The following is a 17,638-nucleotide window of genomic DNA, read 5'->3' on the forward strand; positions in this document are numbered from 1 at the left end:
CGACTTTATTTCAGTTTTTTGGTTTAATGGAGCGCGCCGGATTTCCAACGACTCGATCGCCCGGCGCAACGTCTTTGGTTACGACAGAGCCAGCGCCAACGACGGCCTCATCGCCAATGGTCACGCCCGGCAGTATGATTGCGCCCCCACCAATCCAAACGTTATTGCCAATTGTTACCGGTTTGGCGATCTCATCTCCGGCTAAGCGTCTTTGTGTATCGAGTGAATGAGCGGCTGTGTAAATTTGCACTCTAGGCCCAATCATGACGTTCGCGCCAACCTCAACCTGCCCATTGTCCAGAATAATGGCATCCCAGTTGATGTAGGTGTTTTCTCCGATGGACAAGTGACAACCGTAGGTAAGTTGTAGCGGTGGCTCTATACAGGCGCTGTTTTTTAATTGGACGCCCATTTCCGCCAATAGTTGTCTACGGATATCTGGGTTTGGCTCGTGGTTAAATTGGAAGACAAGCTGCGCAGTTTTGGCGCGCATTAGCTTTAGTTCTTCATCCAGACAATTATAGGCTTCTCCAGAGCGCATCCGAGTCAGTTCTGACATAACAATCATTCCATCAATGTTATTTGCAATAAGGTGCATAATAGGTGAGAGTGATTCGAAGTGAAAATTTGATGCTTAAAAATCAGAAAGTTATCACTGATTTACCTTGCGTATCCAGTTGGTTGATTGGCTCGTTTAGTTCACAAAGACGTATTCCCTAAATGGCTTAATCGGTTGAAAAAGTGGGAAACCACTCGAAGCGTTTTACGTAGATTACAATATAGTTAATAGGAAGAACTTAATTGAGCCGCTGCGCTATCGATTGGGCTAAAAATATAAGACTTATGCGCTCTGGCTTGCTGATAACGATGAATCAAGAGTGAGCACTTTATGTTCGAACGGGTCATTTCATTTTTAGAAACAACACTGTTTACCTTTAACGAACAACCTATCACGTTGTGGGCGATATTGATGGTGCCGACATGGGTCATTGTCGCTTTATGGTTATCCAAAATTTTGATCAAAACCGTTACGTCAAGAATGTCTTCATCGGGGAAAGACCCAAACGTGATTCATTTGGTTAAACGGATATTATTTGTCATCGCTCTCGCCATTATTTTTATGACCACACTTTCGATGATAAATGTGCCAATTACCGCGTTTGCCTTTCTGTCTGGTGCCATCGCTATCGGCTTCGGTTTTGGTGCGCAAAACATCATTAACAACTTCATAAGTGGCTGGATTTTGATTGGTGAAAAGCCAATCCGAATTGGGGACTTTTTAGAGGTTGAGGGCGCCAAAGGCACTGTCGAGCAAATAAATACACGCTCAACGAGAATCAGACGAACCGATGGTGTTCATATGCTCATACCCAACAGTCAGTTGATTGAGAACGTGGTGATCAACTGGACGTTATGCGACAGATTAGTTCGTGGCTCTGTCGTCGTCGGTGTCGCGTATGGGAGCGATGTCAAACAGGTTGCTGCCTTAATGGCGGAAGTGACTTCGCAGCAAGCGCAAGTTCTGAGTTCGCCAGCGCCAGATGTGTTTTTTCAAGACTTTGGTGACAATGCTTTGATCTTCGAATCTTATTTTTGGATTAACTCAACGGTTGAGGGCGGTATTCGCTCGGTCGCAAGTGCCATGCGTTTTGAAATCTACGAAGCTTTCGAAAAGCACGGCATTGAAATCGCGTTTCCACAACGAGATGTGCACATTGATGGGCAAATCAAGTTGTCTAGGGAGAGAAACGGATAGGGCGATAAGCGGTATTGGTGTTCTTATCTTGGTGTCGAGTAACCATAGCGAGGCGGTCACAACACGGATTCACCTCGCTAGAAACCAGTTTGAAGGCGTTATTGGTTGTCCCACATGACTTCGCATTCTTCTTTGATTGCTGATTTTAGCAACTCAATCAGTGGAAAAGCTCTGCGTCCTAGGCTTACCGCGGGCTCTGCTTGTTCTTCCTCTTCGTCTACATCAGTAGGGAGGTTTTCTTCAGCTGCATTTTTCGCAGATAGAGCAGAAGTTAACCTTGATAGCGCGTTAGGAACATCTTGAGCGGAAATTGATCCCGGCACAGTGCCGCTGTGACCCATCATTTTGAGCATATCTAATGCAATATCACCAAACATTGTGACGTTTGAGTGGCTTCGACAACGAAATGTTATGAGCATTTACCTGATCCTGTTTTATACGTTCGCTTTGAAACTAAATTGTAGCTGAAATCAGGCACTAATTAATGTGATGAAGACCGTTGAGCGTTAAGGTTTTTATGAGTAACAATAAAAAACGGGCACGTACGTCTGCATGCCCGTTTAAATACATTATTTGATTATGATAGTTGATGATTTACAAGCTATACGGATCGCCTAGAGCCAATGCGACCCTAGAAGCAGGAGACTTTCCTAACGCACGGCAAATTTGCCAACCCGCTTCATTGATGACGCCAAGGTCAACGCCTGTTTCAATCCCAAGTTGCTCACACAGATAAAGTACATCTTCCGTTGCAACATTGCCACTGGCTCCTTTCGCGTAAGGGCAGCCGCCGAGCCCCGCTACTGCGCTATCAATGGTGTTGATGCCCATTAACAAGGCTTGATAGATATTGGCTAATGCTTGTCCATAAGTGTCATGAAAATGTACTGCGAGCGCGTCTTTTGGCAGTAGCGTTAACAACGAATCCAGCATGGCGATAACGCGATTAGGTGTTGCCTTACCGACAGTATCACCGAGCGAAATCTCATAACATCCCATATCAAACAACGTATTGGCGACCTTGGTAGTTTGCTCTGGCTTGATTACTCCCTCATATGGACACACCATGGTACAAGACAAGTACCCGCGTACAGGAATGTTGTGCTGGTTCGCCAATTCGATAACGGGCTCAAATCGAGCGAGACTTTCGGTAATGCTGCAGTTGATGTTCTTCTGGCTGAACGTTTCTGAAGCGGAGCCAAATACCGCAATTTGCTTTACACCGCTTTCCAGCGCACGTTCTAACCCTGCGAGATTTGGTGTGAGAGCGCTATAAACCACGTCAGGCTTTTTTGAGATACCAGCAAACACCTGATCGGAATCGGCCATTTGAGGCACCCACCTTGGAGAGACGAAAGATCCCGCCTCAATATGCTTTAAGCCACTGCTGCTTAGTTGGTTAATCAAACGGATTTTATCAACCAGCGTCACTGACGTTTCATTTTGCAGACCATCACGAGCGCCGACTTCGACGATATTAACCTTCGCTGGTAGCATATTCGCGCTCCTTATCTTCACTGACGTTATCCGATATCAAAGCCAAATTCAGCAGGATGGAACCGTGCTGTACTTGGTCCCCGTGCTGATAAAACAATTCGTCGACTTTTGCTGCTACCGGAGCCGTGATGGTGTATTCCATTTTCATTGCTTCGAGTACCAAAAGCGGATCGCCCGCCGCCACTTCGTCACCTTTAGCCACCATAACTGCTGAAATTATGCCGTTGAGTGGTGCGGTTGGACTTAGTTCATCGTCAATATCTTTTGCAGAGTCAAAGTTAGGTTGATGAGCAAACGTGCGTTGCTGGCCAAGATAAAACAGTGTTGTCTGTTGCTCATCGCTAAGTGCATTAAAGGTGTAACGCACATTATCAATATCGACGATAAACTGGTTGCCACTTTCAAGCAGGATGACTTGATGCAGCTCCTCACCACATCGGACAGTGAAGTGAGATCCTGTATCTTGCGATGATTGTTGCAAACGTGCCTGATGGTTGGCTTTGGCATCCGTGAAGTTAAATCGGTAAACGTTGTCAACTGACAGTCTAAAACCTCGTTTGGTTGGCGCGGGTAACGTTGAGCTGTCTGATTTTGAAATGAGATCATTCCAACGAGCAACCGCCGCCAATGTAAGCCAGATTGAATCCGACACGTCTTGCTGCTCATTTATGCCTTGTTGATGTGTTACGAGGAAACCTGTATCGAGCTCAATCTCGGCAAAGGTTGGCTGCGAAATAATGCTGTGCAGATAACCAATGTTTGTCGTTACTCCACGTACGTGATATTGAGTTAACGCCTGCTTAAGCTGCTTTAGCGCGATATCACGAGTTTGCCCCCAGACGATCAGTTTGCTGATCATTGGATCGTAATATTCGCTGATGCTATCGCCTTGGGTAACACCACTATCAACGCGTACGCACGCTAGGCGCACATTACTGTCTGATACGGGTTCTTTTAAGTAGTCAATGCGGCCAGTCGACGGCATAAAGTCATTGTCTGTATCTTCTGCGTAAATTCGCAGCTCAATTGAATGACCGTTGTGGGTGATTTCAGATTGCGAAATAGGTAAATGCTCGCCAGCTGCGACTTTGAATTGCCACTCCACCAAATCAACGCCGGTGATCAATTCAGTGACAGGGTGTTCAACTTGCAGACGGGTATTCATCTCCATGAAGTAGAATTGACCTCGGCTATCGAGTAAGAACTCCACCGTGCCAGCGCCAACATAGTCGATCGCTTGAGCGGCCTGAACCGCAGCTTCACCCATTTGTTTACGCAGTGCATCACTAAGACCGGGAGCTGGTGCTTCTTCGACTACTTTTTGGTGACGGCGTTGAATGGAGCAATCGCGATCAGAAAGATAGACACAGTTGCCATATTGGTCAGCAAATACCTGAACTTCAACGTGGCGAGGCTGCAATATGCATTTTTCGATTAGAAGCTGCTTATCGCCAAAGCTTGAAAGTGCTTCACGCTGCGCACCGTCGATGGCCAGAGGAATTTCGGCTGCGCTATTGACCACTCGCATGCCTTTACCGCCACCCCCTTGGGTTGCTTTAAGCATCACTGGGTAACCGATTTTTTCAGCTTCCGCTAATAAGTGCTCTACGTTGTTGTCTGTGCCGTGATAGCCCGGAACCAAGGGCACGTTCGCCTCAGACATGATGGCTTTGGCTTGCGACTTCGAACCCATTGCTTCAATTGCGCTGGTGGAAGGGCCAATAAAAACAATGCCATTTTCGCTGCACGCTTTCGCCAGTTTCGGGTTCTCGGAAAGAAAACCATACCCAGGGTGGATAGCATCGGCTTGCCATTTTTTCGCAGCGCCGATAATCGCATCGATATCGAGATACGATTCACTCGCCGGAGCGGGGCCAATGAATTCAGCGAAATCCGCTTGTTTAACATGTAAGCTGCTGCGATCCGCTTCGGAATAGACGGCTACCGTCTCTATAGCCATGCTTTTTGCGGTTTTAATGATTCGGCAGGCAATTTCACCGCGGTTTGCGATCAGTATTCTTTTAAACATGATTCCTCCAATTGGCGGCGCGCTTTTCAAAAAATGCAGCTAGTCCTTCTTGTCCTTCACTGGACACGCGAGCGGTTGCAATAGCTTGGCTGGTGTATTCAATTAATGAATGATCGATAGGTTGGTTATCACAGCGTAAACAAAGTGCTTTTGCAGCCTGCATGGCTTGTGGACCGTTGTTGAGCAGGTGATCAATGGTGCGATTGACGGCTTCACGTGGTTGAGCGTCTATCTGATGAAGAATACTCATCGATAGCGCGGTTTCGGCATCAATCAGTTCCGCGGTTAAAAAGTAGCGTCGGCTTTGTCGTTGTCCAATCGCTCGGATTACGTAAGGTCCGATGGTGGCGGGTAACAAACCGAGCTTCACTTCACTCAAACAGAAGCGGCTTTCAGGTGTACCAATAGCGATATCGCAGCAGCAGATAAGCCCAAGTGCGCCGCCAAATGCAGCGCCATGCACCATAGCAATAGTCGGTTTGCTAAAGGTATCCAGCGTATGCAAAAGTTTTGCTAGTTGCTGTGCATCTTGCAGGTTTTCACCCTCGGTTTTGGTTGCCATTGACTGCATCCAGCCCAGATCTGCTCCCGCAGAAAAGTGTTTCCCTTGCGCCGTTAGTACCAATGCACGTAGAGAGTCGTCTCTCTCAAGTTTTTCCAAGGTTTCGATAAGTGAAGCAATTAATTCATCATTAAACGCGTTGTGTTTTTCTGGCCGATTCAGGCTCAACCAGGCAACGCCATTGCTGTCTTTTTCAAGCAGTAGTCCGGTCATGTGACTTCCTTTGTCTGATATTCCAATACTCGCTAACCATATACTTTACGAACATCGGTATTTGCGAGGAGTTAAGATTTGCCTTGCATCCGACTACATACGGAAGATGCCAAATTTGCTGTCTGGTATCGACGCATTAAGCGCAGCAGACAGACCAATGCCGACAACATCACGGGTTTTCGCAGGGTCAATAATGCCGTCGTCCCACAAACGAGCACTGGCGTAGTATGCATGGCTTTGAGTCTGATATTGCTCCGCAATTGGACGTTTGAACGCTTCTTCTTCCTCTACGCTCCAGCTTTCACCTTTGCGAGTTTTGATATCGCGGGTCACTTGCGCCATCACGCCAGCCGCTTGCTCTCCACCCATGACGGAGATGCGCGCGTTTGGCCACATCCACATCATGGTTGGATCATAAGCGCGGCCACACATGCCGTAGTTCCCTGCGCCATACGATCCACCAATCACTACGGTAAACTTCGGCACGTCTGCACACGCAACAGCAGTTACCATTTTCGCACCATGTTTGGCGATGCCTTCGGCTTCGTACTTCTGACCGACCATAAAGCCCGTTATATTCTGCAAGAAAAGCAGAGGAATTTTGCGTTGTGCGCACAGCTCAATAAAATGCGCGCCTTTTTGTGCTGATTCCGAAAATAGAATGCCGTTGTTAGCGACAATGCCAATCGGCATACCGTGAATATGGGCAAAGCCACAGACCAAGGTTTCGCCGAACAAGGCTTTAAATTCATCGAACTGGGAATCATCAACAATTCGGGCAATGACCTCTTTAACATCAAACGGCTTTTTAAGATCAGTACCGACGATACCGTACAGCTCTTGGGCAGGAAAACGTGGATCCTGTGGCGTTTTTTGCTTGAGTTGAACGGGTTTTAAGTGGTTGATTTGAGATACGGCTTGTCTTGCCAGTTCTAATGCGTGGTGATCGTTTTCTGCATAATAATCGGCCACGCCAGAAGTGCGACAGTGAACGTCTGCGCCACCAAGATCTTCCGCGCTGACTTCTTCACCAGTCGCTGCTTTTACAAGAGGTGGACCTGCCAAGAAAATCGTGCCTTGTTCTTTGACTATGATGGATACGTCACACATGGCAGGAACATAAGCGCCGCCAGCGGTACATAGCCCCATGACCACCGCAATTTGTGGAATGCCTTTGGCCGACATACGGGCTTGGTTGTAGAAAATACGGCCAAAATGGTCTTTATCTGGGAATACCTCATCTTGGCGGGGTAGGTTAGCGCCGCCAGAGTCGACTAAGTAAACACACGGCAGTTGGCATTTTTCTGCAATTTCTTGTGCTCTTAAGTGCTTTTTCACGGTGAGTGGGTAGTAACTGCCGCCTTTTACCGTCACGTCGTTCGCGACGATCATGCACTCAGTGCCGTCAATCACACCCACACCTGCAACCACTCCAGCACATGGAACGTAATCTGGATACACATCCCAGCCAGCAAATTGACCAATTTCTAGAAAGGACGAACCAGGGTCGAGTAGGGCAAGAATGCGCTCACGTACCGGAAGTTTGCCTTTCTTCTGCTGATGCTCGCGGGCTTTCTCACCGCCACCATCTTCTATTTGGGCAGTCACGGTATAAAGTTGATCTACAAGTGACGCCATAGAGCGGTAGTTTTCCTGATACTGCTCTGAATGGGTATTAATATTGGTCGTCAAACAAGCCATAAATAGCCGATCTCCATTCGGTAGACGGGTGACACCACCCGCCTTTATCTATGTTGAATAAGATTTAGGTTGAATAAGGAATTTATTTAGATTCAGAACGCCTAGGTATGTTGATTAGGCGCTTTCGTTAAACAATTCGCGACCAATAAGCATGCGGCGAATTTCTGAAGTGCCCGCACCGATTTCATACAGCTTGGCATCTCGCAACAAACGGCCCGTATCAAACTCGTTGATGTAGCCGTTACCGCCAAGTAGTTGAATCGCATCCAGTGCCATCTTGGTTGCCAGCTCTGCGCTGTAGAGGATCGCGCCAGCAGAATCTTTACGTGTGGTTTCACCGCGATCACAAGCGGCAGCGACGGCGTAAACATACGCTTTAGCGGCATTCATTTGTGTGTACATATCCGCGATTTTTGCTTGAACTAGCTGGAATTCACCGATGGATTTACCGAACTGTTTACGGTCGTGAATGTAAGGCACAACGATATCCATACACGCCTGCATGATGCCAAGTGGGCCGCCTGCAAGCACCACACGTTCGTAGTCGAGGCCGCTCATCAATACTTTCACGCCTTGGTTTTCTTCGCCGAGAATATTTTCCGCAGGGACTTCGCAGTTTTGGAAGACCAGCTCACACGTATTCGAGCCGCGCATGCCCAACTTGTCGAGTTTTTGGGCTTGAGTAAATCCAGGGAATCCGCGTTCCACAATAAATGCCGTGATGCCTTTGGAGTGCTGGCTTGGGTCGGTTTTTGCGTAGACAACATAGGTGTGTGCATCAGGGCCGTTGGTGATCCACATTTTGTTGCCATTTAATAGGAAAATATCGCCTTTACGTTCGGCTTTAAGCTGCATAGAGACCACATCAGAGCCGGCGCCGGGTTCACTCATAGCAAGGGCGCCGATATGTTCACCGGAGATGAGCTTAGGTAGGTATTTCTCTTTTTGCGCTTGTGTACCGTTACGGTGGATTTGGTTGACGCAAAGGTTGGAGTGAGCGCCGTAACTTAACGCAACCGAAGCGGATGCTCGGCTGATTTCTTCCATAGCGATAACGTGGGCGAGATAGCCCATGCCTGCACCACCAAACTCTTCGCTGGTGGTCACACCTAAAAGACCCATGTCACCTAATTTGGACCAAAGATGGTTTGGAAAGTCGTTAGTTTGGTCGATAGATTGCGCTAGCGGCGCAATTTCTCTTGCAGCAAAACTATTGATTTGCTCGCGAAGCAAATCGGTATTTTCGTCATAAACAAAGTTCAGGGAAGAGTAGGTAGATTTCATTGCGTGTCCTTGCCTTTACGTCACCTACATCCCAGAGTTGAGGTGTTAGGTGACTTTTTCGCCTTTCATGGATCTCAGTGTGTTTTGGCATCGCAACTGCGCAGCATTTAACTCCATCATTACCGCTTGAATGTCGTTTGCTTGCTGTTGCAATGCTGCCTTCTTCTCTTCGATCAACCGAATCATATAGTTCAACTGCTCAGTACTTTGATCGGTATCGTAGAGTTCAAATAACTCTTTGATATCTGCAAGAGAAAAGCCCAATCGCTTACCTCGCAAAATCAGTTTTAGTCGAATTCGATCACGACCATTGTAGATTCGAGTGTTGCCTTTACGTTCTGGAGTTAGGAGACCTAAATCTTCGTAGAAGCGAATGCTTCGAGTAGTAATGTCGAACTCTTTCGCGAGCTCGCTGATCTTAAATGTGTTCATTCCTTAACCTTACGACTTTCGTATAACATTTACATGAATATACAATTCGTTAACGTTAAAGTAAACAAACAACATCCACTCTTGAGCCTTGATATCACTCGCATTTACTCGAAATCAAAGAATCACTCGAACAAACAATAACCTCAAACTTGACGTTAACGTAAATGTTAGTATAGTTATGACGTAAACGTCAACAAAAGGTTAATGGAATGAAAAATGAAACATGGATTGTTGCCGCTAAGCGAACGCCTATCGGCTCTTTTCAAGGTGCATTAGCTTCAACAGATGTCACGGAACTCGGTGCGAAAGCCATTCAAGGGGCGCTAGCCGAAAGCCAACTCGATGTGCACAAAATAGACGAAGTGTTGATGGGGTGCGTTTTACCCGCTGGTGTGGGGCAAGCGCCTGCAAGACAAGCAAGCCTTAAAGCTGAAATGCCACAATCGATTGGTTGTACGACACTGAACAAAGTTTGTGGATCGGGTATGAAAACCGTGATGCTGGCATATAACCTTATTCAATCTGGTAATGCGCATGCTGTCATCGCTGGTGGCATGGAAAACATGTCGTCTTCTCCTTATCTATTAAAGAAAGCGCGTGATGGTTTCCGTTTAGGTCACGAGCAAGTGCTTGATCATATGTTTTATGACGGTTTGCAGGATGCCTACCAAGGCGAGCTGATGGGTGTCTTTGCAGAACAGACGGCGCAAAAGTATCAGTTCAGCCGTGAAAGTATGGATGCCTGGGCGCAGCAGTCGGTGACTCGTGCGCAGCAAGCAATCGAACAAGGTTTGTTCAAAGAAGAGATCGTGCCCGTTAACGTAAAAAGTCGACGCGGCGAAACCTTGGTTGTAGATGATGAGCAACCGAGCAAACTCGACGTCACTAAAATTCCTACCTTACGCCCTGCGTTTGCCAAAGATGGCGGGGTAACCGCAGCAAACTCTAGTTCCATTTCGGATGGTGCGTCGGCAATGATCTTAGTCGATAGTGAGTTTGGTCGTCAGGAAAACCTTCAGCCTCTAGCCAAAATTGTCGCGTACAGCACGCATGCAAGACAGCCTGATGAGTTCACCATCGCACCAGTCTTCGCGATTGAATCGCTGCTGGAAAAAACGGGCTGGGACAAATCAGACGTGGACCTTTGGGAAATCAATGAAGCTTTTGCTGTCGTGACTCAATACGCGGTGAAAGCTCTCGAACTGGACGAGAGCAAAGTGAACCCTCGCGGAGGGGCTTGTGCGCTGGGGCATCCAATAGGCGCAAGTGGCAATCGAATCCTTGTCACTTTGATTCATGCGCTAAAACAAACTGGTGGTAAGCGTGGCGTTGCATCGCTTTGTATTGGCGGCGGCGAAGCTACCGCTATCGCGATTGAAATCTGCTAAATCACTCTCAACAAAGTTTCACTTACATAACAGTAGTCAGTAACAAGCTGAAAAATACAAGGATGTCATCATGACAGAACAAGTAAAGCAGTATATCGGTGGTGAATTTGCCATCTCCGATTCAAAACAATGGCTAGATGTAACCAACCCGGCAACCAACGAAGTGATTGCACAAGTACCTTGTGCCACGGAATCGGAAATGAATGCGGCGATTGCCAGCGCAACAGAAACGTTCAAACGCTGGAAAGAAGTTGCAGCGCCGGAGCGTGCTAGATTGATGTTGCGTTACCAACATCTGCTCAAAGAGCAACACGATGAGTTGGCGATACTGCTTTCAAGTGAGACAGGCAAAACCCTCGCGGATGCAAAGGGTGACATTTGGCGTGGGATTGAAGTCGTAGAACAAGCGGCGAACATTTGTAGCTCAATGATGGGCGAAACGGTGGAAAACGTCGCGACCAATATTGATGGTTACTCTTACATTCAACCGCTCGGTGTTTGTGCTGGCATCACACCCTTTAACTTCCCTGCGATGATCCCATTGTGGATGTTCCCGATGGCGATCGCTTGTGGCAACACCTTTATTCTAAAACCTTCGGAACAAGTTCCGCTGACTGCAATGAAATTGGCAGAGCTATTTGAACAAGCTGGTGCACCAAAAGGCGTATTGCAAGTTGTTCACGGGACCAAAGAGCAAGTCGACCGCATTCTGACTGATCCAGTTGTTCGTGCGATCTCTTTTGTTGGCTCTGTGCCCGTTGGTGAGTACATCTACAAAACAGGTACAGACAACCTGAAACGCGTGCAGTCATTTGCAGGTGCTAAGAACCACATGGTCATCATGCCGGATGCAAACAAACAGCAAGTCATCAATAACCTAGTTGGCGCGTCAGTTGGTGCTGCAGGCCAACGCTGTATGGCGATTTCGGTTGCCGTATTTGTCGGCGAAACCAAAGAGTGGATTCCAGAGCTTAAAGAGGCGTTAGCTCAGGTTCAGCCTGGCGCGTGGGATGATGAAACCGCCGGTTATGGTCCACTGATTAGCCCTCAAGCGAAGCAGCGAGTGGTGAATCTGATTAATGAAGGCAAAGCGTCAGGCGCGAATTGTGTTCTGGACGGGACAGACTGCCAAGTACCTGGCTTCCCGAACGGTAACTGGGTGGGGCCAACACTGTTTACCAACGTGACCACAGACATGTCGATTTATCAGGAAGAAATTTTCGGGCCTGTACTGTTAACTATGGAAGTGGATGACCTAGATGAAGCGATTGAACTGATCAATGCAAACCGCTTTGGTAATGGTACGTCTATTTTCACGGCGAACGGCGCTGCCGCGAGAAAGTATCAACACAATATCGAAGTAGGTAACGTAGGAATCAACGTACCGATTCCGGTGCCATTGCCGTTCTTTTCGTTTACTGGGTGGAAAGGCAGCTTCTACGGCGACCTGCATGCTTACGGTAAACAAGCGGTTCGCTTCTACACCGAGACGAAAACTGTCACCGCGCGTTGGTTTGAAGATGACATTCCAAGCGGTCCAAACATGACTATTCAACTTAGCTAATTACTGGATTAGCGACACCTCTAGCCAAGCCCTTCATCCTTTTAGAGGGCTTGGCTCGGATACAAATGCAACGAATTAGACCTTAGGACTTCAAGATGGATTTTGAATTAAACGAAGATCAACTCGCGTTTGCCGAAGTAGCAAAGCAGTTTGCAGACCAAATGTTAGCGCCGCACGCGGCCGAGTGGGATGAAAACCATCACTTCCCTAAAGATGTACTGCGTCAGGCGGGTGAGCTGGGCTTTTTGAGTATCTACACGCCACCAGAGCACGGTGGCTTGGGGTTATCTCGTTTGGATGCGGCGATCATTTTCGAGCAGTTGGCTATGGGTTGTACCGCGACTACTGCGTTTATGACCATTCACAACATGGCGACGTGGATGATCACCAGCTTTGCCAAAGCCGAAGTGGCGCAGCAATTTAGCGCGGATCTAATTTCGGGTGAAAAGCTCGCTTCCTACTGTTTAACCGAACCTAATGCCGGCTCTGACGCCGCTTCTCTAACGACTAGCGCAGTGCGTGATGGTGATGAGTTTGTCCTCAATGGCGCAAAAGTGTTTATCTCGGGTGCGGGTGATACAGATGTTCTCGTCGTGATGGCGCGTTCCTGTGGTGAAGGAGCGAGTGGCGTTTCTGCATTCGTTGTTCCTGCTGATTGCGAAGGCATTAGCTACGGTAAAAAAGAAGCCAAAATGGGTTGGAACTGCCAGCCAACTCGCATGATTACCTTCGAAAATGTCCGCATTCCGGCTGACTATCTGTTGGGTGAAGAGGGAGAAGGCTTTAAGTTCGCCATGCTTGGTCTGGATGGCGGTCGAATCAATATCGCCACGTGTTCCGTCGGTACTGCGCAACAAGCACTGAACGAAGCCAAGCAATACATGAACGAACGCAAACAGTTCGGCCGTTCACTGGCGCAATTTCAAGCGTTGCAGTTCAAGCTTGCTGATATGGCGACTGAGCTGGTCGCTGCGCGTCAAATGGTGCGACTCGCTGCCGCTAAACTCGATGCCCAGCACGCAGAAAAAAGTGCGTACTGTGCCATGGCAAAACGCTTTGCTACTGATGTGGGCTTTAAAGTCTGCGATCAGGCGCTGCAAATTCACGGTGGCTATGGCTACATAAAAGAATATCCAGTCGAGCGCCATTTCCGAGACGTTCGTGTTCACCAAATTCTTGAAGGTACCAACGAAATCATGCGTCTGATCGTCGCAAGACGATTACTAACGGAAGGCGTTGAGCTGCTTTAGTCAGCGAGACACAGCCTTACCTAAAGAAATTAAAAAGGACTGAAAGATTATGACGGCACAAATCAAATTAGAGCGCGAAGCGCATATTGCCAAGCTCACGATTAGTAACCCGCCAGCAAACACCTGGACGCTTGAATCTTTGAATCAGCTAAAAGAGTTGGCAATTGAACTTAGTAATGATCGCTCTATTTATGCGTTGGTTTTAACAGGCGAAGGCGAGAAATTCTTTTCTGCTGGAGCAGATCTTAATAACTTTGCATCGGGTGATAAATCACAAGCAGCAAACATGGCGTTCGCATTTGGTGAAGCGTTTGAAGCGCTTTCTGCATTCGATGGGGTTTCTATCGCAGCGATTAATGGTTACGCGATGGGCGGCGGTCTGGAAGTGGCGATGGCGTGTGACATTCGCATCGCAGAAGAACAAGTACAAATGGCACTTCCTGAAGCATCGGTAGGCTTGTTGCCGTGTGCGGGCGGGACGCAAAACCTGACCGCGTTGGTAGGTGAAGGTTGGGCGAAGCGTATGATCCTGTGTGGCGAGCGTGTGACGGCCGAGCGAGCGGAAAAAATTGGGTTAGTCGAAGAGGTGGTGGCGAAAGGTCAAGCACTCGAAGCGGCTATGGAGCTAGCACAGCGTGTTGCAGGTCAATCACCGAAATCTGTGTCTGCGTGCAAAACGCTAATTCAAGGTCGACGCAGCCAAACTCACGCAGCTGGATTGGTTTTAGAGCGTGAACTGTTTTTACAGCTGTTCAATACACACGATCAGACTGAGGGTGTGAATGCGTTCTTGCAAAAGCGCAAGCCACAATGGACAAACAGCTAGCGGAGGCCAAATGACAGGTACAGTAAATGTTTCAAAACTTAAGTGCGCTGATGGCTCTATTATTGGTGTGCTAGAGCTTGATAATCCAGCTGCTCTCAACGCGTTGAGTTACGTGATGATTGAGAAGTTGTACAAACAGCTTAGTGAATGGCAAACGGACGACAGCGTCGTCGCGGTATTCTTGCATGCTCAAGGTGAAAAAGCGTTTTGTGCTGGCGGAGATATTCAAGCGATCTATCGTGCACTTGAAAACAAAGAGCAAGATTTTGATTCTGCGTTTTCAGCGATGGAAACCTTCTTTGACCTCGAATATCGCTGTGATCATCTTATTCATACTTATCCAAAACCGATCATCGCGTGGGGACATGGTTATTTGATGGGCGGCGGTGTGGGCTTATTTATGGGTGCCAGCCATCGCGTTGCAGAAACGACCACACGCTTTGCAATGCCAGAGATTAAAATTGGCCTTTACCCAGATGTAGGTGCGACGTACTTCCTAAACCAGTTGCCAAAACATTTGGCACTGTTCTTAAGTTTGACTGCTTGTCAAATTAACGCAACAGATATGAAAGCGTTGGGGTTAAGCCAATGGATTGCACAGCCAGAAAACAAGCAAGTGCTGCTGGATCTGCTTGCATCGGTAAGTTGGAAAGGTGAAGCGAACATCAACGAAAAAATCGCCACTACGCTGCGTTCGGTACACGTGGACGAGCCAACCGAAGGGATGTTGATGCCCTATGCGGAATTGATTGAGCAGTTATGTTCGGGTGACTTAGCGTCAATTGTTGATGCAATCAGCCGTGCTAGCGTTGATAACAAGTGGTTCGTCAATGCGCAGAAGTCACTGAACTATGGCAGTCCGTTGTCGCTCAGTATCACTTATCAGCAGTTAACGCAGTATCAAAGCCTCTCTTTGAAAGCGTGTTTTGATATGGAATTTAACCTAACACTACGTTGTGGCTTAGAAGGTGATTTTAGAGAAGGGGTTCGTGCGCTGATTATTGATAAAACCAATCAACCGACTTGGCAACATCGCACGGTTTCTGACGTAACGCCACAAGTTTTGGAGCGCTTCTTCTCGCCAATTGACTCAGCAGAATACCCACTGACCGCATCGTCGGTAGCTATAGCGGCACTTTAGTACAAGGAAGAAATACGATATGGACAAAATTGCATTTATTGGCCTTGGTAACATGGGTGCGCCTATGGCTAAGAATCTACTCAAAGCGGGCTTGAATGTCGAAGTATTTGATTTGAACCCAAGCGCAGTTGAGGAGTTGACCGCATTGGGCGCTTCAAGTGCCGATTCCGTTCAGCAGGCAGTACAAGGTGTGGAGGTGGTTGTCACTATGCTGCCAGCGAGCCAACACGTTCAAAGCGTTTATCTTGGTCAAGATGGCATCTTAGATAGCGTCGAATCAGGCACCTTGCTGATTGATTCATCCACCATCGATCCGGCGACTGCTCGTTTGGTTGGCGAAAAAGCATCGCAACTTGGTATCAGTTTTGTTGATGCACCAGTATCTGGTGGCGTTGCGGGCGCAGCAGCAGGTACGTTAACTTTCATTGTTGGCGGCTCACAAGAGAACTTTGTTCAAGCCAAAGCGGTGCTTAGCCACATGGGTAAAAACATCTTCCATGCGGGCGATGCTGGAGCTGGTCAGGTGGCGAAGATCTGCAATAACATGATGTTGGGCATTTTGATGAGCGGCACCTGTGAAGCACTCAATTTAGGGATGGAAAACGGACTCGATCCCAAAGTGCTTTCCGACATCATGTTGCAAAGTTCAGGGCGTAACTGGGCGCTAGAGCTTTATAACCCTTGTCCAGGTGTGATGGAAAATACGCCTGCAAGCAATGGTTATCAAGGCGGCTTTATGAGCCAGTTAATGGCTAAAGATCTGGGTCTTGCGATGGAAGCGGCGGTTGCCAGTCAAACATCAACGCCAATGGGCAGCTTGGCTCGTAATCTGTTTAATTTTCACAACGGTCAGGGCAACGGGCAAAAAGATTTTTCAAGCTTGTTTGAGTTCTATCAAAAGCAAAATCAGGCCTAAGGAGCGCTTATGGAGTTAGCAAATAAGGTCATTGCGATCACGGGGGCAGGGCAGGGGCTGGGTAAACAAATGGCACTGTCACTGGCGGAAAATGGCGTTCATCTTGCGCTTATCGACCTCAATTCAGATCAACTGGCTGAAACGAAAGCGGAATGTGAATCTCTCGGCGTTACCGCTCGTTTTTATGTGACGAACGTGACTGACGAACAGCAGGTGTGCACTGCTTTTGAGCAAATTGAGGCAGATTTCAAGCAGCTCAATGGCGTTATCAATAACGCAGGTATTATGCGTGATGGTATGTTCATTAAAGTCAAAGATGGTCAGGTTAACACGATGTCGCTGGAACAATTTCAGTCTGTTCTAGATGTGAATGTAACAGGCACTTTCCTGTGTGGCCGTGAAGCGAGCAAGGTAATGCTGAACACCGATAGCAAAGGGGTTCTGATCAACATATCCAGCGTTGCGCGTGCCGGGAATATTGGTCAAACCAACTATTCAGCATCTAAAGCGGCGGTAGCCACCATGGCAACGGTGTGGGCGAAAGAGTTAGGGCGTTTCGGAATTCGCTCAGTGGCGATTGCTCCGGGTGTCATCAAAACTGCCATGACAGACCAAATAAAACCTGAAGCGATGGAACGTTTAATCGGAATGATTCCGGTTGGACGTTTAGGTTTGGCGGATGAAATTTCATCGACCATAAAATACGTGTTAACCAACGAATTCGTGACCGGAAGAGTGTTCGAAGTCGATGGCGGAATGCGAATGTAACCCCTTCTGCAACATAAAAAAGGGGAGCGAGTTTGATTGTCCGCTTCCTTCCATTTTCTCCTTTCTTTTATTGCTTCTATCTGAAAAATGTATTGGATGCATGGTCGACTGCTATCTCATCGAACGGTATAAAAATTGATTCTATTTCTAATGTGAATGGTTAGTTCTATATTGCTTGTCATGTAAATGTATCAACTCACAACTAAGACGATCTTTTGTCTCACTAACGAGAACGTCATTCTTGGTGTGTAAAAAACATTCTTATTGGTCATATTATAACCGAAAACTATTTCGGCATCTAAAGATGGTGA

At 47.6% G+C, this 17,638-nt stretch carries 16 protein-coding genes; 8 read left to right on the plus strand and 8 right to left on the minus strand.

What is annotated here, in order from left to right:
- Window positions 1-10 precede the first annotated feature (10 nt).
- Entirely contained in the window at window positions 11-559 is a 549-nt protein-coding gene (locus R8269_RS02270) for a sugar O-acetyltransferase (protein ID WP_017820343.1), read from the minus strand.
- A gap of 330 nt (window positions 560-889) precedes the next feature.
- Between R8269_RS02270 and R8269_RS02275 the strand changes: the two genes are divergently transcribed.
- Window positions 890-1,756 (plus strand): mechanosensitive ion channel family protein, encoded by an 867-nt coding sequence (locus R8269_RS02275; protein WP_005373258.1) that lies wholly within the window; start codon window positions 890-892, stop codon window positions 1,754-1,756.
- A gap of 98 nt (window positions 1,757-1,854) precedes the next feature.
- On the opposite strand, the gene R8269_RS02280 is transcribed toward R8269_RS02275, so the two are convergent.
- The 7 genes from R8269_RS02280 to R8269_RS02310 all read right to left on the minus strand — a co-directional run bounded on the left by R8269_RS02280 (window position 1,855) and on the right by R8269_RS02310 (window position 9,474).
- On the minus strand, window positions 1,855-2,175 hold the full coding sequence (locus tag R8269_RS02280) for a DUF1840 domain-containing protein (protein ID WP_017820342.1): 321 nt from the start codon (window positions 2,173-2,175) through the stop codon (window positions 1,855-1,857).
- Between the two features lie 175 nt (window positions 2,176-2,350).
- Window positions 2,351-3,253 (minus strand): hydroxymethylglutaryl-CoA lyase, encoded by a 903-nt coding sequence (locus R8269_RS02285; RefSeq protein ID WP_017820341.1) that lies wholly within the window; start codon window positions 3,251-3,253, stop codon window positions 2,351-2,353.
- Window positions 3,234-5,282, minus strand: a complete 2,049-nt coding sequence (locus tag R8269_RS02290; protein WP_258477101.1) for an acetyl/propionyl/methylcrotonyl-CoA carboxylase subunit alpha — start codon at window positions 5,280-5,282, stop codon at window positions 3,234-3,236. Before R8269_RS02290 ends, R8269_RS02285 begins: the two co-directional genes overlap by 20 nt.
- The gene (locus tag R8269_RS02295; protein ID WP_017820339.1) at window positions 5,275-6,057 is read right to left on the minus strand and encodes an enoyl-CoA hydratase-related protein; all 783 of its coding nucleotides are present in this window, start codon (window positions 6,055-6,057) and stop codon (window positions 5,275-5,277) included. The genes R8269_RS02290 and R8269_RS02295 overlap by 8 nt, the downstream gene beginning before the upstream one ends.
- A gap of 93 nt (window positions 6,058-6,150) precedes the next feature.
- Window positions 6,151-7,758: a carboxyl transferase domain-containing protein gene (locus R8269_RS02300; RefSeq protein ID WP_017820338.1), complete on the minus strand. Its 1,608-nt coding sequence runs from the start codon at window positions 7,756-7,758 to the stop codon at window positions 6,151-6,153.
- 114 nt (window positions 7,759-7,872) lie between these two features.
- Window positions 7,873-9,042, minus strand: coding sequence for an isovaleryl-CoA dehydrogenase (locus tag R8269_RS02305; protein ID WP_005373245.1), 1,170 nt, complete (start codon window positions 9,040-9,042; stop codon window positions 7,873-7,875).
- A gap of 45 nt (window positions 9,043-9,087) precedes the next feature.
- Window positions 9,088-9,474, minus strand: a complete 387-nt coding sequence (locus tag R8269_RS02310; protein WP_005373242.1) for a MerR family transcriptional regulator — start codon at window positions 9,472-9,474, stop codon at window positions 9,088-9,090.
- Between the two features lie 209 nt (window positions 9,475-9,683).
- On the opposite strand from R8269_RS02310, the gene R8269_RS02315 reads away from it, so the two are divergent.
- From R8269_RS02315 to R8269_RS02345, 7 genes are all read left to right on the plus strand, one after another.
- Entirely contained in the window at window positions 9,684-10,862 is a 1,179-nt protein-coding gene (locus R8269_RS02315) for a thiolase family protein (RefSeq protein ID WP_017820337.1), read from the plus strand.
- Window positions 10,863-10,932: 70 nt separating this feature from the next.
- Window positions 10,933-12,426 (plus strand): CoA-acylating methylmalonate-semialdehyde dehydrogenase, encoded by a 1,494-nt coding sequence (locus tag R8269_RS02320; protein WP_005382664.1) that lies wholly within the window; start codon window positions 10,933-10,935, stop codon window positions 12,424-12,426.
- Between the two features lie 95 nt (window positions 12,427-12,521).
- Window positions 12,522-13,676: an acyl-CoA dehydrogenase family protein gene (locus tag R8269_RS02325; protein WP_006741037.1), complete on the plus strand. Its 1,155-nt coding sequence runs from the start codon at window positions 12,522-12,524 to the stop codon at window positions 13,674-13,676.
- Window positions 13,677-13,725: 49 nt separating this feature from the next.
- On the plus strand, window positions 13,726-14,502 hold the full coding sequence (locus tag R8269_RS02330) for an enoyl-CoA hydratase (protein ID WP_005373224.1): 777 nt from the start codon (window positions 13,726-13,728) through the stop codon (window positions 14,500-14,502).
- Window positions 14,503-14,512: 10 nt separating this feature from the next.
- The gene (locus R8269_RS02335) at window positions 14,513-15,643 is read left to right on the plus strand and encodes an enoyl-CoA hydratase/isomerase family protein (protein WP_005373222.1); all 1,131 of its coding nucleotides are present in this window, start codon (window positions 14,513-14,515) and stop codon (window positions 15,641-15,643) included.
- A gap of 19 nt (window positions 15,644-15,662) precedes the next feature.
- Complete coding sequence (gene mmsB, locus R8269_RS02340; RefSeq protein WP_005373220.1) at window positions 15,663-16,559, plus strand: 3-hydroxyisobutyrate dehydrogenase; 897 nt, start codon at window positions 15,663-15,665, stop codon at window positions 16,557-16,559.
- 9 nt (window positions 16,560-16,568) lie between these two features.
- Window positions 16,569-17,327: an SDR family oxidoreductase gene (locus tag R8269_RS02345; protein WP_005373217.1), complete on the plus strand. Its 759-nt coding sequence runs from the start codon at window positions 16,569-16,571 to the stop codon at window positions 17,325-17,327.
- The last annotated feature ends 311 nt before the right edge of the window (window positions 17,328-17,638 follow it).

Source organism: Vibrio sp. Vb0667 (genome assembly GCF_033391095.1).